The sequence below is a fragment of the Streptomyces sp. NPDC020898 genome (assembly GCF_044333925.1).
In the GTDB taxonomy this organism is placed as follows: Bacteria; Actinomycetota; Actinomycetes; order Streptomycetales; family Streptomycetaceae; genus Streptomyces.
On sequence record NZ_JBIRRV010000004.1, the window covers coordinates 479,308 to 503,324 of the forward strand.

Sequence of the window (24,017 nt, forward strand, 5' to 3'; positions counted from 1 at the left end):
TTCAATATTTTATCCATCGTGCCGAATATTGGTGGATGGATTCACCAGCAGGCAAGACCCCCTCCGCTTGCTTTACTGACTTCATGACCGACACCGACACCGAGACCGACACGTCCGCCCTCACCGTCGCCGTCCTCGGCACCGGCATCATGGGTGCCGCCATGGCCCGTAACCTCGCCCGGTCCGGGCACACCGTCCGGGCCTGGAACCGGACCCGCGCCAAGGCCGAGCCGCTGGCCGCCGAGAACGGTGTCCAGGTCTCCGACACGCCCGCCGACGCCGTGCGCGGCGCGGATGTCGTCCTGACGATGCTGTACGACGGTCACGCCGTCCGGGAGGTGTTGCGCGACGCCGCGCCCGGGCTCCGGCCGGGGGCCGCGTGGGTGCAGTCGACGACCGCCGGGGTGGACGCGATCGGTGAACTGGGCGCGCTGGGAGCGGAGTTGGGGCTCGTCTTCTTCGACGCGCCCGTGCTGGGGACCCGGCAGCCCGCCGAGGCCGGGCAACTGCTCGTGCTGGCCGCCGGGCCCGTCGAGCACCGGGCGGCCGTCGTGCCCGTCTTCGACGCGGTCGGCGCCCGTACGGTGTGGACCGGCGAGGACGGCGGCGCCGGCAGCGCCACGCGGCTCAAGCTCGTCGCCAACAGCTGGGTGCTGGCCGCCACCAGCGCGACCGGCGAGGTGCTGGCCCTGGCCCAGGCCCTCGGCGTGGACCCGCAGAGCTTCTTCGACGCGATCGAGGGCGGTCCGCTCGACATGGGCTACCTGCGTGCCAAGGCGGGCCTGATCCTGGGCGACAAGCTGACTCCGGCGAGTTTCGCGGTGTCCACGGCCGCGAAGGACGCCCGGCTGATCGTCGAGGCGGGCGAGCGGCACGGCGTACGGCTGGACGTGGCCGCCGCGAGCGCCGAGCGGTTCAGGCGGGCCGAGGAGCAGGGGCACGGGGACGAGGACATGGCGGCGGCGTACTTCGCCTCCTTCGAGGAGAAGGAGGGAGAGAAGTAGGCGGGGCTGCTGGGCGTCGGTCAGCCGATGCGTACCTTGCGGCTTCCGCAGGTGCCGCAGACCGCGTCCGTCAGGGGGGAGCGCATGGCGCGGCCGTCCTCGTCGACGTACTCCAGGGGGTTGAGAAAGCCGGCCGGGTCGGGGAGGAGGACGACCTCGAAGGTGCGGCTCCAGGCGGTGCCGCAGTCGAGACAGGCGAAGGCGAAGGTCTCGGTGAGGTTCCCTGGCGCAGGATCCTTCTCGTTCTTTCCGGGCATGCGGCACTCCCTTGGTGGTGGCGCGGGGATCGGGTTCCAGGCCAGCAACCTCTGCCCGGGGGCGCCACCGGCGAGGGCCGTCCGGGTGAGTGACGCGTTCCGTTGTCTGCGTAGAGGATTACGTACTTTCCCTGATGGATTCGGGGGTGCGCCTTGCGAAGCTCGTGGAGCCATTGGTCGTAGACGGGCCGGCTCTGAGGGGGAGAGAACGTGGGGTTGTCTCGAAGAGGCACAGGTATTCGTACGGCGGGATGGGGCACGGGCGCGCTGCTCGTCCTCGGCTCACTGGCCGGGTGCGGCGGCGGGGACGACGGGAAGGCGGCAGCCGACGCTGGAGGCAGGCGGCAGACGGCGTCTGCCGCGCCGGCCGCGCCGACGAACGGGCCGGGCGACTACCGCCCGCCGACGGACCTCTGCCCGAAGGTCGACTTCGGCCCGCTGACTGCCGCCGTCGCGCCGACGGACGGTCCGCCGAAGGGGAAGCAGACCGGCGCCGATCCCGCGATGGGCAGCGGCTCCGCCTGCCTGCAGGGCTTCCGGATGGCCGAGAAGTTGGCAGATGGCCGTTCCACCGTCTACTGCACGGCGTGGAAGGACGTGGCCACCGCGATCAAGCTGCACAAGTACGCACTGTCCTCGGCGCCGAAGGAAGCCGGAGGCGCGGTGGTGCAGGTATCGGGTCTTGGGGAAGCCGCCTTCCGCTACGAGAACGTCAAGGAGACCACGGCGTTCCTCAACGACCTCCGGCTGGTGGTCCGGGACAGCAACCTGGAGTGCGAGGTCCAGGTGCAGAGCTTGAACGCCCTGACGGGTCAGCAGATCACGGAGGCCTGGCCGGCCATGGCGGAGACCGTCCGGGCGATGCTGCCCAAGCTGCGGTCCTGACGGGGGGCGGAGCGGACGTCCTGGCCGTCGGACGCCCATGCGGAGTCTCCCCGGCGCGACCGATGCGACATCAACTCGCCCGCCGCCTCTTGCGGTTGGGGCGACGTGGGCGGACGAGGGTGTCGAGCGCGCCCACGGCCGTGCGGAAATGGGCCGGGCCGCGACGCAACCGTTCTCCCGCGCACCACCAGGACAACTGTCCGTCCGCATCCCGCGGATGCATGCCCAGGCCATGCTCGGCACACACGGGCCACGCCTGCCACAGTCGCTCGATGACGGTCTCCTGCGCGGCGTCGGCAACGACCGCCAGTGCGGAGGCAGGGTCGTCGAGCGAGTCCGGGTACAGGTGGTTGCCGTGCCACTCGCCGTTGGCCAGAGCGACGTAGACGTTCTCCGGCTCGTCCGCCTCGTAGGGCGGAAGGGCCAGCAGTCGCAGGGGTTCCTGTTCGGGGAGGGTCGCCGCCAGGTCCCGGTTGAGGAGGGCGAGAGCCCGGTCCCACATGGGGTACGCGCCCGGCGGGACGCGACGGGGCTCGGGGCGGTCGAAGGGGGCGTGCATGGGCACCATCCTCCGGCACGCAGCGACAGCCCTCGTCTTCCTCTGGGCGACTACGGGTACAGCTTCTCGCCCTTCGCCAGCATCGCCACGTACTTCTCGATCCGGCGGGCCCGGGTCTCCGGCTTCTTGGCGTCCTGGAGGCGGTGCAGGATCGCGTAGCGGTTCTGGCGGTCCAGGGTTTCGAAGAACGCCGACGCGGCGGGGTCGGCGGTCAGGGCCGCCGTCAGGTCGTCCGGCACCGTGGCGGTCGTCGAGCTGTCGTAGGCCGCCTCCCAGCGGCCGTCCGCCTTGGCGCGGTCGACCTCGGCCTGCCCGGGGGGACGCATCCGGCCCTGTTCGGTCAGGGCGGCCACCTTGTTCCGGTTGATCTTGGACCACTTGCTCCGCGGTCTGCGCGGGGTGAACCGCTGGAGCCACCACTGGTCGTCGAACTTGGCCTTCTGGCCGTCTATCCAGCCGTAGCAGAGCGCCACGTCGAGCGCCTGGGCGTAGTCCAGCGCGACGGTTCCGGGGGTCTTCTTGCGAAGCTTCAGCCAGATACCGGGCGAGAGGGCATGGTTCTCGCCGAGCCATGCCTCGAATGCCGGGGCGGATTCGAATACGAGGGTCTCCATGTCCTGGGTCACCTCGGCAGCGAATCACATTCGGCCGGTGCAGCGGGTGCGGATGCCTTGATTGAGTGGCGGTGGTGAGGGCCAGGTCCTGTCCGTCCCGGGTGTCGGCAGCGGTGACTCTTTCGGGTGGTGGCGGAGGCTGGTCATGGCGGTGGGTGGAGTTTCGAAGTACTTTCAAAGTCATGGCCATCGAGAACGGTGCCGTGAACTTCTCCGAGCTGGTGAACAAGAACAAGCAGACGCTCGCCCGGCTCAAGGAGTCGCCCCGGCTGCTGCTGCACCGTAGGGACGGGGAGGACCTGGTCCTCACCACCGCCGCTCGGGCGGAGCAGGACCAGACCGTGGTGTCGGCGGCCTCTCGGATGCTGGCCGCGTTGGCGCGCCGGGAGCCCGGCAGGATGGAGCTGCTCCTGAACATACTGCCGGAGGCTTTTCCCTGGGTCGGCTTTCTGCCCGAGCCCGACGTGCATGCCTTTGCCGTCGAACTGGTCGACACCATGCGGGCCGCCGACTCCGTCGGCAACAGCGCGTCCGTCGCGCAGATGCTCATCGCCTGGCAGCACACGGCGGAGGTGCACTCCGACCCGGTGCTGCTGGCCGCGCTGACCAGGGACCATGACGAGGACTACGGTCCGGTTCCGGACCCGCGGGACGTCGTGTGAGCGCGGGGCGCGGAGACCGTGCCGCGCCGTCGGCGCCGGGGGCCACTGGGAGGTCCGGTTCGCGGACGGGGCGTCGGCCAAGGGCCGGGAGAACCTGGCTCAGCAGGCCCGGGAGAACACGTACCGGGCCTGGGTCGTCATGCGTACGGATCCCCGGCCGACCGTCGAGACGCCCCGGTACCACCGGCTGAGGGGCACTCTCGCCCACGGCACCCACCGGGGGCGGACCTGTGAGCAGTGGCAGATCGAGGTGACCGGCGGCGGTCGCGTCTGGTATCTCCTGGACACCGCCCATGACACCTGCTGGATCGCCTTCGCGGGGACGGGACATCCGCGCGCCACTGACCGCCGGTGACTGACGCTGAAGCGCGCACGGTTGTCGCGGAATTGCAGGGCCGGGCGCGAACCGGCTCGCCCCGCCCCTGCCGCCGATCAGGCAGGGGCGGGGCGGAGTGACCGGGCTACGGAGTGACCGGGGCAGGCAGTGCCGCCGGCAGCTCGGCCGCCGGTAGCTCGGCCGCCGGTAGCTCGGCCGCTGGTAGCTCCAGGGGCGGCAGTTCCAGGGGCGGCAGGGCGATCGGAGGCACTTCCACCGGCAGGGGAGGCAAGCTGCCCAGGACGCCGCCGAGCAGGTTGCCCAGGGTGTCGAGGAGGCCGCCTACCAGGCCGGTCACCGTGCCCAGGAGGCCGCCGACGAGGCCGGTCACCGTGTCGAGGAGGCCGCTGAGGGTCGCCTGGAGCTGGGCCAGGAGGTCCGAGATCGGGTCGGCCAGGGCCATGGCCGCGACGGACCTGGTCGTCGTGCCGGTGCGTTCCGCCAGGCGCTGCTTGAGCGAGACGTTCGCCGTTTCGACCGCCTTGGCGAAGCCGGCCGCCTGGGCCGCGGTCAGGCGGCCGGTGCCTGTCTGTTCGGTGAGGTCGGTCAGGACGTTCAGGACGGGGGTGAGGACGTTCGTGCGGTCGGCGCGTTCGAGGGCGCCGATGCGGTTCAGGACACGGTCCGAGTAGGCGGAGGACCACGACGAGTCGGCGCCGACGGAGGCGTAGGCGTCCCGGGTCGCGTCGGTGACGGCGACGGCCGTACCGACCGGGCCGAATATCAGCGCGGCGCAGACGACGGACGACGGGAGGAGAAGCCCGCGGGAGCGGGGGCCGAAGCCTGAGCCGGAACGGGATACGAGGGCGCGCATGCGCAGTCCTTTCGAGAGCTGCTCTCTTTGGGCCCACGGTGAGAACCCGCAGCTCGGGCCGCAACCGCTCCCAGGGCGGCAGTAACCCCCTGTGCTCTCTCCGTCACCGCCCTGACCAGTGTTTTTGGCTGGAGTGCCGCAGTGGTGCGTGCTCCGGCACCATTCGGCTGTCAGGGGAGGCCCAGTGCCTCGCCCCCCTGTACCGCCTGTACATCCAGCTCCACCTTCAGGGTCGCCCCCACCGCCGCGATCCCCGCCCGTACCACCTGGTTGTAGTTCATCGCGAAGTCCTCGCGCCGCAGTTCCGTCGTCGCGCGGAACGCCGCCCGTACGCCGCCCCACGGGTCAGGACCCGTGCGCAGGTAGGTGAGGTCGAGGTCGACGGGCCGTACGACGCCGGCCAGGGTCAGGTCGCCGTGGACCGTCCAGCGGTCGGGGGCCGCCGGGGTGAGCCCTGTCGAGGTGTACGGCTGTCAGCGCCGGGTCGCCCGAGATCGAGGGTCCGGCTCCCGTGGCGGCGACCCTGCGGGTGCTCGCCCGCGCGGGCCGCACCCTCGACTCCGTCGACGTCCTGACCGGGAACGAGCCCTTCGTTGCCCAGTTGCTCGCCTACCGTGCCGAACTCGACGTCGACCCGGCCCGGTTCACCACCCGGGGCGGGTCGATCGCGCTCGGCGAGCCGTACGGGGCCGCGGGGGCACGGCTGACAGCTCATGCCGTCAACTCCCTTCACCAGAACGGCTCTTCGATGGCACTCGTGTCCGTGGTGGCCGCGGGTGGGGTCGGCATGGCGATGCTTCTGAAACTCCGACTCCCGCTGAAGCTGAGGCGGGGTCCTGCTGTGTGCTCGCGGCCGTACCTCCGCGAGCGCACAGCAGGACCCCGCCTCAGCTCCGTGGTTCCCTTTCCTCTTCCTCTTGGTTGCTCTTACTCGGGAGTGCCGAGGGCGTTCAGTACGGCGTCCGCCATGCCGCGTTCGCCTCGGGCGTTGGGGTGGACCGGGGCGGCCGGGGCGAGCGGGATCATCGGTTCGATCCAGCGGGTCGTACGGTCCGAGCAGGCGTCGCGGCCGACGGAGGGCTTGTACGTGTCGACGTACACCGCACCGGCCGCCGACGCCCGTTCGCGCAGGGTGGTGTTGAGGGACTGCGCCTCCTTGTGGAGGAAGGGCACGTCGGCGGGGGCGAGGCCCATCTCGCGGCCGCAGTTGCCCGCCTTCGGCGGCAGGATCGCCGGGTAGCCGACGACGTACACCTCGGCCTGCGGGGCCCTGCGCTTCACCTCCGCCAGTGCGGTGGCGAGGCGGGTGCCCGCCTTGTCGATCCTGAGTTGTATCTCGTCCGTAGCACCTGAGTCGTACTCCTCGCGGCAGGGTGCGGCCACGGCCGAGTACTTGCCGCTGCCCATCGCGTAGTGGAGGACGCCCGACTTCACGCACTGCTTGATCAGCGAGCTGAAGCCGATGTCGTTGCCGCCGATGCCGATCGTGACGAGGCGGGTCGCGGCCGACAGGGCGGAGAGCTGGGCGCGGTTGACGCCGTTGTCGGTGGACTGGGGGGAGGTGAGGTCCGCGATGGTGGCGCCGGTGCAGCTCATGTCGCGGAAGTCGGCGCCGGTCAGGTTCAGTTGCTCGGCCACCAGGGAGGGATAGTTGCGGTCGGAACGGTCGCAGCCCGCGGGGGCGGTGGCCTGGGAGGGGATGTTCGGGCCGGAGGTGTAGGAGTCGCCGAGGGCCACGTACGGGCCGTTCGCCGGGGCCTTCTGGGGGGTGGCGGCGACCGGGGTCCTGCCGTTGCTTCCGTTTCCGCTGCCGTCGTTGTCGTTGTTCGTGCCGAGGGATATCCCGGCGAGGAATACGCCGCCTGCCGCCAGAGTGGCCAGCCCTGCCATCGTGGAGGTCTTCATCGGGGTGTCGTCCTGCTTCCGTCTCAGTGGTCCGGTGCGGTGCGGTGCGGTGTGGTCTGTCTTGTCGGCGGGCCGTGGACTGCGGCTGCGGGCCGATGAGCGGTGGCACAGGCGGTGTTGTGCCTCTTGCGGTGTCTCTTGCAGTGCTCTTGCTGCTGACGTGTCGGTGTCCTCGGGGCCGGCGGCGGACGGGGGGAGTTGTCCGTCGCCGGCCCCGGGACGTGCGCCGTTCCCCGTCCCCACGGGTCCGGCGCTGGGGCCGCCTCCTGCTACGGAGGCGGCCCCGGTCTGGGGGTCAGTACCGGTCGGAGTGGTTGTCCCGGTCGGGTACGAGGACCGGGGACGGGGTGGGGGCGGGGACCGGTGCCGGGGTCGAACCCGTCGCCGTCGGGGTGGAGCGGTGCGTGAGCGCCTCGCCCTCCACGTCGACCTTGGGCAGGATCCGGTCGAGCCAGCGGGGCATCCACCAGGCGGCCTTGCCGAGCAGGGCCAGGATGGCGGGGACCAGGGCCATGCGGACGATGAAGGCGTCGAACAGGACCGCGATGGCGAGCCCGAAGCCGATCATCTTGATCATGGAAGCGCCGGCTCCGATGAACCCGGAGAAGACGGCCATCATGATCAGCGCGGCGGCGACGACGACCCGGGCGCTGTACCGGAACCCGGTCACGATCGCCTGCTGGGGATCGTCCCCGTGGACGTACGCCTCCCGCATCCGGGCGACCAGGAACACCTCGTAGTCCATGGCCAGTCCGAAGACGATGCCCACCAGGAAGATCGGCATCAGGCTCATGATCGGACCGGTCGTCTCGACGCCGAGGAGCTCCGCGCCCCAGCCCCACTGGAAGACCGCGATGACGGAACCGAGCGCCGCCAGTACCGAGAGGAGGAAGCCGAGGGCCGCCTTCAGTGGCACCAGGATCGAGCGGAAGACCAGGAGCAGGAGCAGGATCGCCAGGCCCACGACCACGATCAGGTACGGGATCAGCGCGCCCTGGGTCTTCTCGGCGACGTCGATGTTGAGGGCGGTGGTGCCGGTGACCTCGAACTCGGCGCCGGTCGACCCCTCAGTGGCCGGACGTTCCGACCTGATCGTCTTGACGAGGGTCTTTGTCTTCTCGTCGGTGGGCGAGGTGGCCGGGACCGCGGAGAAGATCGCCGTGTCGCCGGCGGTGTTGAACTGGGCGGGGGAGACGGAGACGACTCCGTCCGTGGCGGCGATCTTCTTCTCGATGGCGGCGACCGCGGCCTTGGGGTCGCTCGCCCCCTTGGCGTCCACGACGATCGCCAGCGGACCGTTGAAGCCGGGGCCGAAGCCGTCGGCGAGGGCGTCGTAGGCACGGCGCTCGGTGGTGGAGGTGGGCTTGGCCTCGTCGCCGGGCATGCCCAACTGGAGGTCCATCACGGGTATCGCCAGGGTGCCGAGTCCGGCGACGGCGGCGAGGAGCACGGGGACCGGGCGGCGCAGGACGAAGCGGGCCCAGCGGCTGCCGCCGTTGTTGTGGGTGTCCTCCTTGGCGTGGCCGCGCTTGCGCATCCGGCGGGAGAGGACCTTGTTCGGCCAGAAGCCGAGGACCGCCGGGACGAGCGTGAGGGCGATCAGCACACCGACGACGACCGCGCCGGCTGCGGCGAGCCCCATCTTCGTCAGCATCGGGATGCCTACGACAGACAGTCCGGCGAGGGCGATGACGACGGTGAGACCGGCGAAGACGACCGCCGAACCGGCGGTACCGGTGGCGAGGGCGGCGGCTTCCTGCGGGGCGTGGCCCTTGCTCCGCTCCTCCCGGTAGCGGGAGACGATGAACAGGGCGTAGTCGATTCCGCAGGCCAGGCCCAGCATGGTGGCGAGCGTGCCGGTCGTCTCCGACAGACCGAACGTGCTGGCCAGCGCCATGATCCCGGCCATGCTGATGCCGACGCCGAGGATGGCGGTCAGCAGCGGAAGTCCGGCGGCGGCCATCGAGCCGAAGGTGATGAGGAGTACGAGGGCGGCGATCGCGATACCGATCGCCTCGGCCGCACCGCCCGCCGACGGCTGGGTGGCGAGCGCGTCCCCGCCGACCTCGACGGTCATCCCGGAGTCCCGGGCCGTGTCGATGGCGGTTTCGAGGGACTTCTTGCTGGCGTCGGTGAGGTCGGCGGCCTTGGCCTTGAAGGTGACGGTGGCGTACGCGGTCGTCCCGTCCTTGCTCACTGCCTGCGCCTGGAAGGGGCTCACGGCGGAGGCGACCTGGTCACCCTTGCCGGCGTCCGTCACGAGCTTCTGGATCACTGCGCGGTTCTCGGTGGCGGTGATCTTCTCACCGCCCGGCGCGATGAACACGATCCGGGCGCCGGCCCCGTCGGCGGCGGTCCCCGGGAAGCGCGCCTCCATGAGGTCGAACGCCTTCTGGGACTCGATGCCGGGCATGCTGTTCTGGTCGTCGGGCGCGGCGGGCGCCGACGCGGCACCGAAGCCGACGGCGGCCAGCACGGCCACCCAGAGAAGAGTGAAGGTCCACCGTCGGCGGAAGGCCAGACGGCCGAGCTTGTAGAGGAAAGTAGCCACGGGCTGGGATCTCCAAGGTCTGCGGTACGGGCAGAGGGGAGTGGGGGAAGGGGAGTTGGGGGGAGGGGGGAAGGAAGTGGGGGAAGGAGGTGGGGGAAGGAGGTGGGGGAAGGAGGTGGGGCTGGCGGGGGGTGGTCAGGCCCGCTGCCGGCGTGACCCGTGTCCCTGTCCCTGTCCCTGTGCCTGCCGCTCCTGCTGCCGCCCGCGGTTCTTGAACAGGCTGACGCCGGCGCCGAGCGAGACGACCCCCATGCCGACACCGGTCATGACGCCCTGCGTACCGTCGACGACGAACGGCGCGACCGCCGCGACGACGAGGTTGAACAGGAACAGGAACCAGAGGACCGGCTTGGAGGCGAGCAGGGACTTCATGGGGTTTCCTTCCAGGCGAGCCAGGCAAAGTGCCAGGTGAGGAGCAGGTGGGGGAGCCGTTTGCTTCCGAGATCAACGATCCCGGGAACGCCTCTCCGCCACGAGGGAGTGATCTCCCGAACCCGGGGTGTAGCCCGCTACACCTTTTCCGCGCGGCCCGGGCGTGACATACGAAAGGGCCGGCCCGTCGTACGGCCCGTGCGGGGGCTGTACGACGGACCGGCCGCCGTCGGTGATGTCGTGGGGGTCCCGAGGAGCCCGGTGCCCGCGTTCGCTCTACCGCTTCAGCGCCCGGTACCTCTTGAGCAGCGCGGTGATCCGGTCGGGGTCCGCCGCCCCGTTGAGTTCGGTCAGCAGGTCGTCGGGGCACAGCTCGTACAGGTCGCCCCACCAGCGGCGGCCCCGGTTGTCCCAGATCCGGTAACCGCCGGGCACGCCCCGGGCGACGTAACGCCTCCTGCTCAAGCGGCTGTCTCCCCTCTCTGAACGCTCTGATCTATTTGAACGTGCTGAACGCTTTGAACGGTCGGTCAGTAGGAATCGCAGAACTTCCCCCGCCACCAGACGACGTCGGGTGCGTCCGCCCGGATCACCGTGGCCCGGTCGAGGATCGTGCGGTCGAGGGACCGTACGAGCGTGCGCAGTTCACGGGCGCTCTTCCGGGGGAGGGCATGCAGGACCTCTTCGAGGTGGTCGCGGGAGAGGCCGGGCTGGCAGTCGCACACGAGCGGGGAGCACCCCTGTTCGGGGTAGTGCTGCGTGAACTGGCGGAGTGGTCCGCGTGCGAGCGTTTTCCAGTGCCAGAAGGCTTGCGCCGTCGACTCGGGTGAGAAGCGGGCGCGTTCGAGCCGGCGTATGTCGGCGGCGCAGGAACCGGAGAGACGGTCGATCGGGGCGTACCACCGCTGGTGATGTTCCCGCACGGGAATCTCGCCCCGCAGGGCGGACGGGCGCCTACGCGGCATTGCCCTTTCGGCTGCTGTCGGTCATGGGAGGGAAAGTACAGGCCCTCGCGGCGGGTGGCCACGGATTAAGTGGGTGCACGGAGTACGCGAGTTCACGGAACAAGCGGGTGCGGGGAGCTGGCGGCTCAGTTCAGTAGTTCGTACACCGCCGCGACGAAGTTGTAGACGGCCGGGAGGACGAAGATGCCACCGAACACGATCGCGGCGCACCCGGTGATCCGGTGGACGCGTCTCGGAGGTTGGGGCGGGACCAGCGCGCCGCCGACGCTGATCGTCCTGTCCGGCATGGCGAAGCTACGGCCTGTGCGGCGCTGTCTCCGGCCCAGCCAGATGAAGAGGACCGCGGACGCCGTCGTGAAGAGCGCCAACTGGAGATGTTCACCGGGCGAGTTCGCGCCGGCGAGCGTCACGGTCATGGTTGCGATCACGATGGGGCTCCCCTGGACCGTCGGAGGCGCCGGCGGGTGATCCGGGCGTTCCGACAACGTACGTTCCCTTCGCGGACGGAGTCGCACCGGGCTGTGCGCGTACGGGCGTTCAGACTCCGCCGAGCAGCAGGGCGAGGCCGCGTTCGACCGCCGGGCCCAGATCCTCCGTACCCGGCGCGACGACTCCGTACGAGCGGTGCAGGAAGCGCTGGAGTTGTGCCGTGCGGAAGCGGACCACGGCCAGGCCGTACGGCGAGTGGAGTTCCATGACCGTGCGCGACGGTCCGCACGGCCACAGGTGGACCTCGCCGATCCCGGCCGCGCGATCCAGTCCCTCCTCCAGGAGGGACCGGGAAAAGGTCCAGGTCACCTCCTCGCCGTCGACCGAGACGTCGACGGGGAAGTCGATGTTGACGGCGAGCGGGTCGGCGGCGTCATAGCGCAGGGTGACGACGAGAGGGAGCTCCTGGTAACCAGGGGTGATCAGGCGGGCGCGTGCGGACTGCTCCAGGGTTCTGTACATGATCGACTTCCCATTCGGGTGAGGCTATGGGCCAGTTGTGCGAGGGGTCGTACCGAGCTGCCTTCTCGACCTCGCGGAGGGCCCGCGCATTACGCCGTTCCTGGAGTCACTGCATGTGACGTGCATCACCTTCCGTAATTACTTGAGTTTTTTGTCATCTAGCCTTACAAACTCATCGGCAACACCCATCTCGCAGGTAACTGGAGCGTTCCTGCTCATGATTGACGGCCCCACCGCACCTACCGCACCCACGGCAGCGAGTACGAGCACCGCGACTGCCGCGGCCACCGCCGCGTATGCCCGGATCTACGAGGAACAGCAGCCGCGTCTCGTTGCGTTCGCGCGTTCGCTCACCAAGAGCAGCTGGGCCGCGGAGGACCTGGTCGCCGAGGCGCACTTCCGTGTGTGGCGACGCCTGTCGGCCGGGCACGAGATCGACAACGTGCCCGCCTATCTGATGACGACGGTCCGGCACCTGGCAGCCACCGCGGGCAGTCACTCGGCGCGCGAGACCCCGCAGGATCCGCAGGACAGGCCGGAGAGGTCCGAAAGGGTCATCTCCCAGTACCGCCACGCGGACGACCCCGCCGAACAGGTCTCCTCGGTCGACCTCCTGGTCCGAGTACTGGGCCAACTCCCCGACCGCTGGGTGAAGGCGCTGTGGCTGGCCGAGGCGGAGGGCCAGCCCCTGGCGGCGATCGGCCCGCAGATCGGCACCGGTACCAAGGAGGGGGCCACCGCCGTACTCCTTCACCGCGCCCGCGAGGGCATGCGCCAGGCCTTCCTGCGCGAACAGCCCGGCGTCCCGGACAACACCGCCTGCGAGCCGTACTGGGTCCGTATGCCCGCGTACGTACGCGGCACCGCGACCAGCCGTCAGTCCGACCAACTCCTCGCCCACGCGGACACCTGCGACGACTGCCGCCACCGGCTCGCTTTGCTGATGCGTACGAACGACCGCCTGCCCGCGCTGACTGGCCCGGCCCTGCTGGTGCTGTTGGTGGGCGGCACGGGGAAGTTCGCCCTGTCGTTCGCCGCCGGGTCGGCCGGCGCCGTGTCCGTGATGGCCGGCGTGGGCGGGCACACCGGCGGGGTGCTGCACGCGGTACGCCATGCGGTCACCGGCGCGAAGGTGCCCAAGGCGCTCGCGATGGCCACGGGTTCGGCCGCGGCGGCCGTCGCGATCACGCTGGCGCTCAGCTCCCCACAGATTCAGCTGGAGGAACGGTCCCGGGTACCCCTCGCGGACAAGCCGCTGGCACCGGCCCCGGTGGCCGAGGTACCGGCGACCCTTCCGCTGCCGCTGAAGGCAACTCCCGTGACTGTCCCGGCAGTTGTGCCGCAGGGGGTGCGGGAGGTGCCGCCGGGGGTGGTGCCGGTGGGGGTGCGGGTGGGGGTGCGGACTTCTGCGGCGGTCACGCCGACTCCGGGGGGCGGTACGGGTACCGGTGTTGGTTCCGGTACTGGTGGCGGTTCCGGTGGCGGTGGCGGTACGGCTGTGCCGCCGGCGTCTGTTCCCAGCGCACCGGTCGAGCCCGCGCCGGCTCCTCCGGTGGAGGAACCCGAGCCTGTGCCTGCGCCTCCGGCGCCCGAAGCTCCGGCGCCTGAGCCACCGGTCGAGGAACCGGCGGCCCCGGCGACCCCGGAGACACCGGAGGAACCGGCGACTCCCGAGACTCCGGACGTTCCGGTGTACGTGCCTCCGGAGAGCCCGGTGGAGGAGACGCCGGTCCCCGAGATACCTGTGGCGCCCGAGACGCCTGTGGCGCCCGAGGTTCCAGTGACGCCGGAGGTTCCGGAGCCGGAGCCGGAGCCGGAGCCGGTGGCGGACCCCGTATCGGAGCCGGTCACGCCAACTCCCGTGGATCCCGATCCCGTTGAGGAGACGCCGGTGCCTGATCCGGTCACCGAGCCCGCTCCCGACCCTGTTCCTGATCCTGTAGGCGGCTGCGACGGCTGAAATGACCGTCGGTTCAGCCGTTTACGGTTGAATTTCTCGTCGCGGAGCAACCTGGAGACTGCTTCACCTGTCTCACAGGTTGCTCACAGATGCGGCTTGGGCGCGTGGGGTGCGTCCGTACGTATGTCGGCCGGTCGTGGGCTGAGTTCAGTCCGTTGCCACTTGACCATGGCACTGGCAGACGAGGAACCGATGACCACTCAGCAGCACAGCAGTACCAGCAGTACCAGCAGTACGAGTACCAGCACCGGCAGCAAGCGCATGAAGCACTCGGCGCTCGCAGCGGCGGCCGCACTGGCCGTCGTGGTGTCGGTGGCCGGAGCGGCTCCCGGGGCCGGGGCGGCGCCGAAGGCCGCGGCGACCAAGCCGACGCTCCGGCTCGTGGCCGCGACGGACGCCGTCGAGGCCGAACGCTGGCAGGGGGAACCCGGCGTCTACGTGGACCTCGGCACGTACGTCACGGTGGACGACGTACCGCTGGAGTTCAAGGTGACCCGGAAGTCGTACAAGGATCCGGTCGTCGCCGAGCAGATCATCCGCAAGGACGGCAAGGCGCAGGTGAAGAGACTGCCGGCCGGCATGGTGAAGGACTTCAAGGGCCTGCCGGGCTTCCTGGAGGTGTCGTTCAGCAACGCGGCCGGGGAGGAAGTCGCGACGAACACGGGGACGTTCTGCCCGAACAACGCCTCCGGACGCATCCGTCCGGACGCCCCGGCGACCTCGCACTTCCCGGAGGGCTGCTCCTGGAACCCGTTCACGCTGGGCGGGGTGTGGGGCGTCGAGAAGGGCTGGGCGTCCAACGCCACGGCGATCGACTACGAGAACCCGGTCGACCTGCCGACGGGCGAGTACACGGCCAAGGTGTCGATCGCGAAGAAGTACCGCGACCTGTTCGGCATCCCGGACGACCGGCCGACCATCAAGGTGACGGTACGGGAGTTGAGCGACGAGGACGGTGAGGGCGGCGTCGGCGGCGGGGTCGGACTGAGCGCGCGATCCTCCGCCCAGCACGGAGGCGGCCACGCAGGCGGCCACGGAGCAGGCCATGGGGCGCACGGAGCCCATGGGGCTCAGGGGGCTCACGGGGCCCCGAACAACTCCGCCCCGTTCGTGCACCACTACGGTCCGCGCGGTGCGGACGCGCCCACAATTCCCGCCTTCCCCAACGCACTTGTCGACCGGGGTACGGCACACCACCTGGGCGACGGTCGGGGCCACACCGACGGTTCGCGCGTCGCGCCCGGGCTGAAGGCCGCCGCCAAGCGGCCCACGGGCAGGGCGGGCGTAGCGGCCGACGTGCCCAAGCCGGACCTGCGTTCGCTGCCGGCGTGGGACATCGCCATCACGGACGGCGAGGACGGGGACGTGCCCGGCAAGGACTACCTGGCGTTCAGCGCGAACGTCTGGAACGCCGGTCCGGCTCCGCTGGTCGTGGACGGTTTCCGTCAGCCGGGCAAGGCCATGATGGACGCGTACCAGTACTTCTACGACGCGAACGGCAAGCAGATCGGCTACACGCCCACCGGCACGATGGAGTGGGACCCGCGGTCCGGCCACGAGCACTGGCACTTCACGGACTTCGCGAGCTACCGCCTCCTGAGCGCCGACCAGACCAAGGAGGTGCGCAGCGGCAAGGAGGCGTTCTGCCTGGCCAACACCGACGCGATCGACTACACGGTGAAGAACGCCAACTGGCACCCCTTCAACACCGACCTGTCGACGGCGTGCGGCGAGAAGAACTCCCTCTCGGTACGTGAGGTCCTGGACGTCGGCTCCGGCGACACGTACACCCAGTACCGCCCCGGCCAGTCCTTCGACGTCACCGGGCTCCCGAACGGCACGTACTACATCCAGGTCATCGCCAACCCGGAGAACCGCCTCCAGGAGACCAACCTCAACAACAACGTCGCCCTGCGCAAGGTGATCCTCGGCGGCACGGAGGGCGCGCGGACGGTCACGGTTCCGCCGCACCACCTGATTGACGTGAAGTAGACAACTCCGGTGTCCCCGAGGTCCGTTGCCTTGACGGGCGGGCCCCGGGGCAACGTTGGAGTCAGTTGGCCGTGGCGGGGGCACAACGGCTCCCGACGTCCGGCAGCTTCAACTCCGTGAGGTAGGCGTCAACGGCGTTCCGTGTGCAGTCGGTGCGGCCGTACACGCTGTGGCCGGCCCCCTCGTACGGCAGCAGGACCGTCGTACGGCGGGTCTGGCGGTGCACATTGGTCGCCCACGAGTAGTTGTTCGCCGGGTCGTGCATCGAGTGCAGCATGAGGATCTTGGGCGCCTCGGTGATGCGCAGCCGGTGCTGCGGGTTGTTCACCTCGTCCGGCCAGCCGACACAGCCCGCTGTCGCGGCGTGCACGCGCGGCGACCCGCGCATGTGCGGTGCGGCCCGCAGTTCGGCAGCGGTGAGTTCGGTGAACTCCCGGTAGTTCTTGGGACGGAACCGCCAGTCCTGGCAGAACACGGCGTGGAACGGTTCGGCGGTCGTCCGAGGCTCAGATTCCTGCGCCTGCGCCTGTGCCGCTGCCTGAGTCTGTGCCGCTGTCTGTGTCTGTGGTTTCTGGGCGTCCAACTGCGCCACATACGTGGCCAGCGCATCCCAGCTCGGGCCGTAGAACCTCCCGAAGGCGACGAGCGTGATCGCGTTCGCGGTGAGAACCTGGTCCGGGTCCGCCGGGTCGCGTATCTCCCCGCGGTCCGCCCTGGCGAGCAACTGGTCCCATACGGCGGTGACGTCCCGGCCGTACAGCGCGCAGGAGCTGGTGCGCTCGCACCACGCCACGAACTGCTGGAACGAGTCCTCTGCGGTGACCGCCGAGGAAACGAGGAACTCCCGGAGGCCCAGGCTGTGGTCAATGTTCGCAGTCAGGGCCATCGACCGGATCCGGTCGCCGTACTGCTCCGCGTACTGCAGGCCGAGCAGGGTGCCGTAGGAGTGGCCGAAGAAGGAGATCTTCTTCTCGCCGAGAGCCTCGCGGATCGCGTCCATGTCCCGGATGACGCTCAAGGTGTCGGCGTGATCGAAGACGGGACCGCTGTGCCGGCGGCAGTCTTGGCGCAACGTGCGGTTGAACTCGGCGAGTTGAGCGAACTCCGCCTGGTTGCGGGGATATGCCGACGGCCGCTGGTCCAGCAGCTCCTGCGAGCACCTGACCGGCGCGCTGGCGCCGACACCCCGCGGGTCGAACCCGACGATGTCGAAGGTCTCCTGGATGTCCGCGCTGAAGTGGGCGGGGGCCCGCCGCACGGCGAAGTCCACCCCCGAATCCCCCGGCCCACCCGGATTGACCAGCAGCACTCCGATCCGGCGCCCGGGATCGGTCGCCTTGCGCCGAGCCACAGCCAGATCGAACTTCTCCCCGGACGGACGCGCCCAGTCGACGGGCAGACGTAAGGTCCCGCACTCCGCCGAGGCGTCCTGCGTACAGGGTCCCCAGTCGATGACCGCCTGGATCCCCTGGATCCCCTGGATCCCCTGGATCCCCTGGATCCCCTGGATCCCCTGTGTTCCTTGTGCCCCCTGTGCCCCCTGTGCCGCCGGGCCTTCGCCGGGAGTCCCGGCATCGGCCGTCGCCACGCCCGGCACCAACGCTCCGGCGAACAGGCCGGCGGCGAGCACTCCGGTGAGCGTTCTGAAGAACGGTCGCATGAAGTCCCTTCAGAGGTTCTGACGAGTCGGCTGAGGAAATCGCTGACGAGCTGGATCACGAGTTGCTTCGTGGGAGCTGCCTCGCGGAAGTTGCCCGTGAGCCCAACGTGGCAGCGAGCCGACCGGAGCCACAACCCCGAGCGCCGGAGATCAGGGAAGTCACCGGGATGTGGTCAGGGTTGCCCTCGGGGTGCCACGTCAGGGGTTGCCCACGGGACCCCTGAGCATTCCCGGAACTGGCCGCGGCGCTGCCAAGGGGGAGAACAGCCCCCTCGGAGGTGCAGCCAGCTACACCCTCGTTCCGGTAGGTCACTCCATGGTTCCGCCACCCGGGAAACGGCATCGTTGACCCCAACGAACCGCACGAACGAACCCCAGCGAACCCAACGGTTCACCGCCCCGGCCCGGAAAGGTACTCCCATGAACGCGCTGCTGACCTCGACGCCGACCACCGCGACGGACGCCCGGATCGCGACCCTCTCCGAGAGCGACCTCACCCCGCTGCTCACCGCCTGGGACCAGGCGCACCCCGCAGTCGCCGTGATGGACCTGGACTGGCGACACCTCCTGGACGAGATCGCCCACCCGCACACCACCCAGGCCTTCCACCGCCTGGCCGAGGCCGCGGCTTGAGCCCGTATGCCTACTCAGGCCACCGTCAGCCGCTGCTGCGGCCCCGACATCAAGAGGCCCTGGATTCCTCCGGGGCCTCTTGCCTGTGCGGACGGGGCTGGGTCACCCCTGTGACCTGCGGCCGTCAGTCCTGACGTACGACGTTCTGGCCGGTGCCGCCCGAGAGGATGTCCTTGCCGGGGCCGCCGTACAGCTTGTCGTTGCCGTTGTTGCCCCACATCTGGTCGATGCCGCTGTTGCCCCACATGACGTCGTTGCCCGCGCCGCCGTACAGGAGGTCGTTGCCGGTACCGCCGTAGAGGGTGTCGTTGCCGTCGTTGCCGCGCAAGTGCTGGTCTCCGGCGCCGCCACGGATCACGTCGTTGCCCCTGCCGCCCTCCGCGACATCGCCGACGGTGTTGATGGTGTCGTTGCCGTCACCGCCGCGGACGAAAGACACCGGGCCTGCGGTGATGTTGTCGTCGCCCGCTCCACCGTTGACGTAGTTGGCGTCGACGCTGCCTATGTCGGTCAGCTTGTCCTTGCCGGCGCCCAGAAGGATCGTATTGGTGTAGTAGGCCTGGTCGGTGGTGTTGTTGAACGAGATCACGTCATTGCCGTCACCCAGGTTCATGTTCAGGATCCGGTACGGGCTCTGACTGTCCACGGTGATGACCGTGCACAGGACCTTCGTGTGGTCCGCGGGGCTGGGGTAGCCGCACCCGCGCCCGACGCTGATCGGAACGACGTCGTCGATCGCGAACGTGATGTTCGTGTGGTCCGTGGCGTCGGCGTACGACTCGGTGACGGTCAGTTTGTTGGTCTGGCCGGCGGCGGCCGTGTAGCTGAACTCCCGGTCGTTGAAGCTGACTTCGGCCTTGGCGGACGGAGTTGCGGCACCGGCCGTACCGGCCAGCGCGAGCGGAACGGCCGCCAGGCCGGCGCCGAGGGCCAGCGTCAGGGCCAGTGCCGATGCCGATGCTGACGCGACGCGGGGCGTGCGACGGCCGGTGGGGGATGAGGACATGTGCGTAACCTCCGGGATCACATGGGCACTTGGGGCATTTCAGATTTCAGTGACGCCATGTGAGACGGCCGGGGTGCGCGTTGGGTTGTGGTCGCCCGCCCAAGCCGATGGCCAAGCGTTCGGGCAACCGGAGTGACCTAACCCCCTCTAGCTATCCATGCATGTGAACAACGATCAAGTACGCGACTATTGACGTGTTCAGGACTACCCCTCTAACTTCCGAGAGAAAGCGCTTTCCAATCCGGTGCCCGGCAGCTGATCCACCTGATCCAACCGTCCTGGAGATGGAGAACCACGATGCAACTGAGACCCGTCATAGCGTGCGTCAGCCTGCTGGCAGGCACACTCGTCGCGCTGTCCGGCACCACGGCACAGGCCGCGACCACGCGCTATGAGGCCGAGACCTCGCCGGCGGTCTGCACCGGCACCATCGACTCCGACTGGACCGGCTTCTCCGGCAGCGGATTCTGCAACGGCACCAACTCTGCGAACTCGTACGCCCAGTTCACCGTATCCGCACCCGCATCGGGCACGGCGACACTGAGCGTCCGCTTCGCCAACGGCACCACCACCGCCCGTGCCGTGAGCATCATGGTGAACGGCACGACGGTCACGACGGCGACGTTCGAGGGCACCGGCACCTGGACGGGGTGGACGACGAAGACCCTGACGGTGCCGGTGGTGGCAGGCAGCAACACCATCCGCCTCAACCCCACCGCCGCCGCAGGCCTCCCCAACATCGACTACCTCGACGCGAACGTCCCGGACGGCGGCGGCACCACGCCGACGCCGGCCTCCGCCCTCTACGTATCGCCGTCCGGCACGGACAGCGCGGCGGGTACGCCATCGGCGCCGACCACCCTCACCTCGGCGATCAGCCGCATCACCGCAGGCGGAACGATCTACGTCCGCGGAGGCACGTACAACCACTCCACGACGGTCACGATCCCGGTCGGCAAGAACGGCACGTCGTCCGCCCGCACCACCCTCGCCGCCTACCAGGGCGAGACCCCGGTCCTCAACTTCTCGGCGCAGACGGAGAGTTCGTCGAACCGCGGCCTCCAACTGAACGCCAACTACTGGCACATCAAGGGCCTCGTCGTCGAACGGGCCGGTGACAACGGCATCTACATCGGCGGCAGCAACAACGTCGTCGAGCGCACGGTGACCCGCTTCAACCGCGACACGGGCCTCCAGCTCGGCCGCAGCGCCTCCACCACCCCGACCGCCGACTGGCCGGCCAACAACCTGATCCTGAGTGCCGAGTCGCACGACAACGCCGACTCGGACGGCGAGGACGCCGACGGCTTCGCGGCCAAGCTCACGACGGGCGCGGGCAACGTCTTCCGCTACTCCGTCGCCCACAACAACATCGACGACGGCTGGGACCTCTACACCAAGCCCGACACGGGCCCCATCGGCCCGGTGACCATCGAGGACTCCCTCGCCTACGAGAACGGCACCCTCACCGACGGCTCCCAGGCCGGCAACGGCGACCGCAACGGCTACAAGCTCGGCGGCGACGACATCGCCGTCAACCACATCGTCCGCCGCAGCATCGCCTACGACAACGGCAAACACGGCTTCACCTGGAACAGCAACCCCGGCACGATGGCGGTCTCGGACAACGTCAGCATCGACAACACCGAGCGCAACTTCACCTTCGACGGCGGCACTTCGGTCTTCCGCAACAACACGTCCTGCCGCAGCAGCAGCGGCACGAACGACCGCATCATCGGCAACTCCGATACGTCCAACCAGTTCTGGTCGGGCACGAACGGCTCCCGCTGCTCGTCCTACACGGGCGCACTGCACTGGTCGCTGGCTTCGGACGGGCGGCTTGTGGTGACGTTCGGGGGGTAGGGGTTTCCGCCCTCCCGTACGAGGGGGAGTCGGACCGCGCATGTGATGCTCCGGGTGCCTTCAGGTCGATGACCTGGGGGCACCCCGGTTTGCCGGCGACCGTCTGGCGCCCAACTGCGGCTGCTTCGAGGGGACTTGGTCATGTCCGATCGGTGATGTTGAACTCCATCAACTCGATGCCCGGGACACTGAAGTGCGCACCGACGTTGGCAGCCGCGATGCCGTCGAACTCGTGGTGGGTGCTTGTCCCTTGGCTGCCAAGGCTCCACGGCGTCGCGATCCTCCACGCACACTCAAGGGCGGTCATCAGAGCGCGCTCCGGCGTAGGGCACTGGAGCGGCGAGACCAGCCGTAACACGGCCAGCTCGGGGAACTTGCAGTACCGCTCATAGTTCTCGATCTCGACGGGGCGATCCAACCGAGCCGCAATCCGCCCGACCACTCGCTCGGCGGCTCGGCGGTCGTTCGCGTGTATGTGACAGCGCCAACGGATCGTCTCGAACATGGCGGAAACCATACGGCCAGAAGCGGGCGCTTGTGGCCCGAATCGGTGACCGAATCCCACCCTTTGGGGTCGCACCCCGTGCTGTCGGCTGAGCCGAGCGACCAGACGTACACCGTCCTGCCAAATGGACCACCCTTGGCACATGCCCATGAAACGCATCAACGTCTACGCCGACCCCGAGGGCCTGGCGATCATCAAGGAGGCAGCCAAGCGTCGGGGGACAAGCGAGGTCGAGATCATTCGCCGGGGAATCCACCTCGCGGCCATGGCGAACCGTGTCTGGGACGAGCCGCTGTTCTCGCGCACCTTCGACGGCTCGGGCCGTACGCCGTCCAAAGCCGAGCTCCGCGACACGGTCGCCGACGCGGTGAACGCAGCAGCACCTGGCTGCTCGTAATCCCTGTCATCGGGCGCCCAACTCCCGTGCCGCACGCCCTGGTTCGATGGCCGGCGTTCCGTCGTAACTGTCGGCAGGTGGGATGCTCAGCATGCGTCGCAGCCCCCGCGGTTCAGTCGCCCGAGTGCCCGCAGAAGCGGATCTCTTGGGGCTTCCCATCGGCGTCGTGCAGCACCGCGCACGGTCCGACCCACCGCTCGCGGGGGAACACGTCGAAGTCCTTGACGTGCGCACGGGTCAATTTCTCCGTCCCCAGCAACTCGAGCGCCTCCTCGTCCGTCACCGGTTCCACAAGGTTGGCGTAGTAGTCCGGGGCGTCGTCCGGACCGAGCACGAGGAAGACGTCGAGGATCGAGTGGGTGCCGGCCTCATGGACCAACTCGACCTCCCACAGCGCCTCCAGAGTCCGCGGCCGAGGTTCCCGTTCCTCTGCCGGTCGCCAGTCGGCGCCATTGACCCAGTAGTACTCCCCTGCCTCGAACACCTCCCGCCGCAGCTGCTGAAGCGCGGCGTTCAGGTCCTCCTGGTACGGCACGTAGTAGTCCCACTCCGAAGCCCCCACCAGACCTCATCCCCTTCGTGTGCCCCTGTCCGGTCCACCTGTGACGGCGGAAGGTAGCACCTGGGTATGACATCGCTGCCCATAGCTTCACCACCCCGGCCCCGACCCTGACCCCGACGGGACGCCATCGCCGACGCCGATCTTCATGTACATCTGTTACATTCATGGCATGAATAATCCGGTGGTCGAATCAATGGCCGACGTCCGCAGTCACCTCGCCGACGTCATAGACCGCGCCCGCCGGAAGGAAACCCCGACGATCATCACTCGGCGCGGTAAGCAGGAAGCCGTCGTGATCGACATCCAGGAGTACCAGCGCCTGCGTGAGATCGCGGAGAACGCCGAGGAGGCGTGGCTCAACAAGCTGGCCGACGAAGCCGAGTCCGAGGGCACGGAAGGGTCGGTCTCACTCGAAGAGATGGCCGCCCTGCTGCGCGCTGATCAGGGCTGACCTCATGGGCTACGTCACGCGCTTCACGCCGCACGCCCAGCGGGACATGCTCAAGGTCCCGCGCCCGGAGGCCGTGCGCATCCTGCACCGCCTCGCCGAACTCCAGAAGGCGCTGGACACCGGCGACACTGCCTCGGCCTCGTTCGACATCAAAGCCCTCCAGGGGCACAGCGCCCGCTGGCGGCTCAGGGTCGGCGATTACCGCGTCGTCTACACCGTCGAGGACGGTCAACTGATCGTGTGGGTCCTGGCCGTCGGCAACCGTCGCGAAATCTACCGTCAGGTTCCGTAAGCGCCTGCGGTGTCATGCTGCATCTGCGCCAGTACCAGAACGACGGCATGTTCGACCGCTTCGCCGCCCACGTGGACACCCTGTGGAACCGGGGCACTCCGGTATGGGAAGGAAACAACCATGGGTAGACGCGACTACGAGGACGACCCGAACGCCCCGACCGCGCAACGCCTGGTCCCGGCCGCCTCCGTGGTCGTCGTCGACGAATCCGGCCGCATCCTGCTCCAGCGCCGCCGCGACAACGACATGTGGGCGCTCCCCGGCGGTGTCATGCACATCGGCGAGTCACTGCCCGACTGCGCCGTCCGGGAGACCCGCGAGGAGACCGGCTTCGACGTCGAGATCGTCGGCATCGTCGGCACCTACACCAACCCCCGTCACGTCATCGCCTACGACGACGGCGAGGTCCGGCAGGAGTTCTCGATCTGCTTCCTGGCACGCCCCGTCGCCGGGCAACTGGCGGTGTCCGAGGAATCCACCGACGTCGCTTGGTTCTCGCCCGAAGAGGTCGACGCGCTTCCGATGGTCCCGAGCAATCGAAAGCGCGTGAACGACTGGCGCGACGGGAACATGCCGGCTGCTCGGTAGCTGAGGGGCACGGGGAGTGCTTCCACCAACACGCTTTCCAACCGTGGTGGTGGGCTGTTGGGTCGGGTGTGGGGGCGTTCAGCTGCGTTCATGGGCGGCCGGTCTGTGCGGCGAGCCTGACGGGCGGCCTTCTCTGCAAGGCCGTGAACGGTGCTGAATGAGACGGAAACTGAGACGGGCCTATGGCGGCTGG

General features: G+C 69.2%; 27 protein-coding genes and 2 pseudogenes. 13 read left to right on the plus strand and 16 right to left on the minus strand.

The window, feature by feature from the left end; genetic code table 11:
- The first annotated feature begins 83 nt into the window (after positions 1-83).
- Complete coding sequence (locus tag ACH4TV_RS16555) at positions 84-1,004, plus strand: NAD(P)-dependent oxidoreductase (RefSeq protein WP_398398529.1); 921 nt, start codon at positions 84-86, stop codon at positions 1,002-1,004.
- A gap of 20 nt (positions 1,005-1,024) precedes the next feature.
- On the opposite strand, the gene ACH4TV_RS16560 is transcribed toward ACH4TV_RS16555, so the two are convergent.
- Complete coding sequence (locus ACH4TV_RS16560; RefSeq protein WP_398398531.1) at positions 1,025-1,261, minus strand: hypothetical protein; 237 nt, start codon at positions 1,259-1,261, stop codon at positions 1,025-1,027.
- A gap of 210 nt (positions 1,262-1,471) precedes the next feature.
- Between ACH4TV_RS16560 and ACH4TV_RS16565 the strand changes: the two genes are divergently transcribed.
- Positions 1,472-2,146 (plus strand): hypothetical protein, encoded by a 675-nt coding sequence (locus ACH4TV_RS16565; protein WP_398398533.1) that lies wholly within the window; start codon positions 1,472-1,474, stop codon positions 2,144-2,146.
- Positions 2,147-2,216: 70 nt separating this feature from the next.
- Here ACH4TV_RS16565 and ACH4TV_RS16570 read toward each other — a convergent pair whose 3' ends face one another.
- Both ACH4TV_RS16570 and ACH4TV_RS16575 read right to left on the minus strand, forming a co-directional pair.
- Positions 2,217-2,705: a hypothetical protein gene (locus tag ACH4TV_RS16570; RefSeq protein WP_398398535.1), complete on the minus strand. Its 489-nt coding sequence runs from the start codon at positions 2,703-2,705 to the stop codon at positions 2,217-2,219.
- A 50-nt stretch (positions 2,706-2,755) separates the two neighbouring features.
- Positions 2,756-3,319, minus strand: coding sequence for a YdeI family protein (locus ACH4TV_RS16575; protein WP_398398536.1), 564 nt, complete (start codon positions 3,317-3,319; stop codon positions 2,756-2,758).
- Positions 3,320-3,501: 182 nt separating this feature from the next.
- On the opposite strand from ACH4TV_RS16575, the gene ACH4TV_RS16580 reads away from it, so the two are divergent.
- Entirely contained in the window at positions 3,502-3,981 is a 480-nt protein-coding gene (locus tag ACH4TV_RS16580) for a hypothetical protein (RefSeq protein WP_398398538.1), read from the plus strand.
- Positions 3,935-4,336, plus strand: coding sequence for a hypothetical protein (locus ACH4TV_RS16585; RefSeq protein ID WP_398398541.1), 402 nt, complete (start codon positions 3,935-3,937; stop codon positions 4,334-4,336). The genes ACH4TV_RS16580 and ACH4TV_RS16585 overlap by 47 nt, the downstream gene beginning before the upstream one ends.
- A 106-nt stretch (positions 4,337-4,442) precedes the next feature.
- Here the strand turns inward: ACH4TV_RS16585 and ACH4TV_RS16590 are convergent, their stop codons facing one another.
- Together ACH4TV_RS16590 and ACH4TV_RS16595 are read right to left on the minus strand one after the other, a co-directional pair.
- Entirely contained in the window at positions 4,443-5,171 is a 729-nt protein-coding gene (locus ACH4TV_RS16590; RefSeq protein WP_398398543.1) for a hypothetical protein, read from the minus strand.
- A 170-nt stretch (positions 5,172-5,341) separates the two neighbouring features.
- A pseudogene (locus ACH4TV_RS16595) lies at positions 5,342-5,638 on the minus strand (YceI family protein); the annotation flags it as partial.
- Positions 5,639-5,700: 62 nt separating this feature from the next.
- On the opposite strand from ACH4TV_RS16595, the pseudogene ACH4TV_RS16600 reads away from it, so the two are divergent.
- Positions 5,701-5,916, plus strand: a pseudogene (locus tag ACH4TV_RS16600) (hypothetical protein); the annotation flags it as partial.
- A gap of 182 nt (positions 5,917-6,098) precedes the next feature.
- On the opposite strand, the gene ACH4TV_RS16605 reads toward ACH4TV_RS16600, so the two are convergent.
- The 7 genes from ACH4TV_RS16605 to ACH4TV_RS16635 all read right to left on the minus strand — a co-directional run bounded on the left by ACH4TV_RS16605 (position 6,099) and on the right by ACH4TV_RS16635 (position 11,915).
- Complete coding sequence (locus tag ACH4TV_RS16605) at positions 6,099-7,076, minus strand: SGNH/GDSL hydrolase family protein (RefSeq protein ID WP_398398545.1); 978 nt, start codon at positions 7,074-7,076, stop codon at positions 6,099-6,101.
- A 295-nt stretch (positions 7,077-7,371) separates the two neighbouring features.
- A complete protein-coding gene (locus ACH4TV_RS16610; protein WP_398398547.1) occupies positions 7,372-9,627 on the minus strand; it encodes an MMPL family transporter in 2,256 nt (751 codons plus the stop codon).
- Positions 9,628-9,762: 135 nt separating this feature from the next.
- Entirely contained in the window at positions 9,763-9,999 is a 237-nt protein-coding gene (locus ACH4TV_RS16615) for a hypothetical protein (protein ID WP_398398549.1), read from the minus strand.
- Positions 10,000-10,275: 276 nt separating this feature from the next.
- Positions 10,276-10,464, minus strand: coding sequence for a hypothetical protein (locus ACH4TV_RS16620; protein WP_398398551.1), 189 nt, complete (start codon positions 10,462-10,464; stop codon positions 10,276-10,278).
- 65 nt (positions 10,465-10,529) lie between these two features.
- Positions 10,530-10,964: a hypothetical protein gene (locus ACH4TV_RS16625; RefSeq protein WP_398398553.1), complete on the minus strand. Its 435-nt coding sequence runs from the start codon at positions 10,962-10,964 to the stop codon at positions 10,530-10,532.
- A gap of 125 nt (positions 10,965-11,089) precedes the next feature.
- Positions 11,090-11,392, minus strand: a complete 303-nt coding sequence (locus ACH4TV_RS16630; RefSeq protein ID WP_398398555.1) for a hypothetical protein — start codon at positions 11,390-11,392, stop codon at positions 11,090-11,092.
- Between the two features lie 109 nt (positions 11,393-11,501).
- Positions 11,502-11,915, minus strand: a complete 414-nt coding sequence (locus ACH4TV_RS16635; protein ID WP_398398557.1) for an SsgA family sporulation/cell division regulator — start codon at positions 11,913-11,915, stop codon at positions 11,502-11,504.
- 217 nt (positions 11,916-12,132) lie between these two features.
- On the opposite strand from ACH4TV_RS16635, the gene ACH4TV_RS16640 reads away from it, so the two are divergent.
- Positions 12,133-13,875: a sigma-70 family RNA polymerase sigma factor gene (locus ACH4TV_RS16640; RefSeq protein ID WP_398398559.1), complete on the plus strand. Its 1,743-nt coding sequence runs from the start codon at positions 12,133-12,135 to the stop codon at positions 13,873-13,875.
- A 192-nt stretch (positions 13,876-14,067) separates the two neighbouring features.
- Positions 14,068-15,867, plus strand: coding sequence for a lysyl oxidase family protein (locus ACH4TV_RS16645; RefSeq protein WP_398398561.1), 1,800 nt, complete (start codon positions 14,068-14,070; stop codon positions 15,865-15,867).
- Positions 15,868-15,928: 61 nt separating this feature from the next.
- Here ACH4TV_RS16645 and ACH4TV_RS16650 read toward each other — a convergent pair whose 3' ends face one another.
- A complete protein-coding gene (locus tag ACH4TV_RS16650; RefSeq protein ID WP_398398563.1) occupies positions 15,929-17,527 on the minus strand; it encodes an alpha/beta fold hydrolase in 1,599 nt (532 codons plus the stop codon).
- Between the two features lie 420 nt (positions 17,528-17,947).
- Here ACH4TV_RS16650 and ACH4TV_RS16655 point away from each other — a divergent pair, with 420 nt between their 5' ends.
- The gene (locus ACH4TV_RS16655) at positions 17,948-18,160 is read left to right on the plus strand and encodes a hypothetical protein (protein WP_398398565.1); all 213 of its coding nucleotides are present in this window, start codon (positions 17,948-17,950) and stop codon (positions 18,158-18,160) included.
- Between the two features lie 124 nt (positions 18,161-18,284).
- Here the strand turns inward: ACH4TV_RS16655 and ACH4TV_RS16660 are convergent, their stop codons facing one another.
- Complete coding sequence (locus ACH4TV_RS16660; protein ID WP_398398567.1) at positions 18,285-19,166, minus strand: calcium-binding protein; 882 nt, start codon at positions 19,164-19,166, stop codon at positions 18,285-18,287.
- Positions 19,167-19,463: 297 nt separating this feature from the next.
- On the opposite strand from ACH4TV_RS16660, the gene ACH4TV_RS16665 reads away from it, so the two are divergent.
- A complete protein-coding gene (locus ACH4TV_RS16665; RefSeq protein ID WP_398398569.1) occupies positions 19,464-21,029 on the plus strand; it encodes a carbohydrate-binding protein in 1,566 nt (521 codons plus the stop codon).
- Between the two features lie 139 nt (positions 21,030-21,168).
- Here ACH4TV_RS16665 and ACH4TV_RS16670 read toward each other — a convergent pair whose 3' ends face one another.
- The gene (locus ACH4TV_RS16670; protein WP_398398571.1) at positions 21,169-21,534 is read right to left on the minus strand and encodes a hypothetical protein; all 366 of its coding nucleotides are present in this window, start codon (positions 21,532-21,534) and stop codon (positions 21,169-21,171) included.
- Between the two features lie 142 nt (positions 21,535-21,676).
- Between ACH4TV_RS16670 and ACH4TV_RS16675 the strand changes: the two genes are divergently transcribed.
- On the plus strand, positions 21,677-21,931 hold the full coding sequence (locus ACH4TV_RS16675) for a CopG family transcriptional regulator (protein ID WP_398398573.1): 255 nt from the start codon (positions 21,677-21,679) through the stop codon (positions 21,929-21,931).
- Between the two features lie 112 nt (positions 21,932-22,043).
- Here the strand turns inward: ACH4TV_RS16675 and ACH4TV_RS16680 are convergent, their stop codons facing one another.
- A complete protein-coding gene (locus tag ACH4TV_RS16680; protein WP_398398575.1) occupies positions 22,044-22,493 on the minus strand; it encodes a hypothetical protein in 450 nt (149 codons plus the stop codon).
- Positions 22,494-22,662: 169 nt separating this feature from the next.
- On the opposite strand from ACH4TV_RS16680, the gene ACH4TV_RS16685 reads away from it, so the two are divergent.
- From ACH4TV_RS16685 to ACH4TV_RS16695, 3 genes are all read left to right on the plus strand, one after another.
- A complete protein-coding gene (locus ACH4TV_RS16685; RefSeq protein ID WP_398398577.1) occupies positions 22,663-22,944 on the plus strand; it encodes a type II toxin-antitoxin system Phd/YefM family antitoxin in 282 nt (93 codons plus the stop codon).
- 4 nt (positions 22,945-22,948) lie between these two features.
- Entirely contained in the window at positions 22,949-23,236 is a 288-nt protein-coding gene (locus ACH4TV_RS16690) for a type II toxin-antitoxin system RelE/ParE family toxin (protein ID WP_398398579.1), read from the plus strand.
- Between the two features lie 120 nt (positions 23,237-23,356).
- Positions 23,357-23,824, plus strand: a complete 468-nt coding sequence (locus ACH4TV_RS16695; protein ID WP_398398581.1) for an NUDIX hydrolase — start codon at positions 23,357-23,359, stop codon at positions 23,822-23,824.
- Positions 23,825-24,017: the final 193 nt, after the last annotated feature.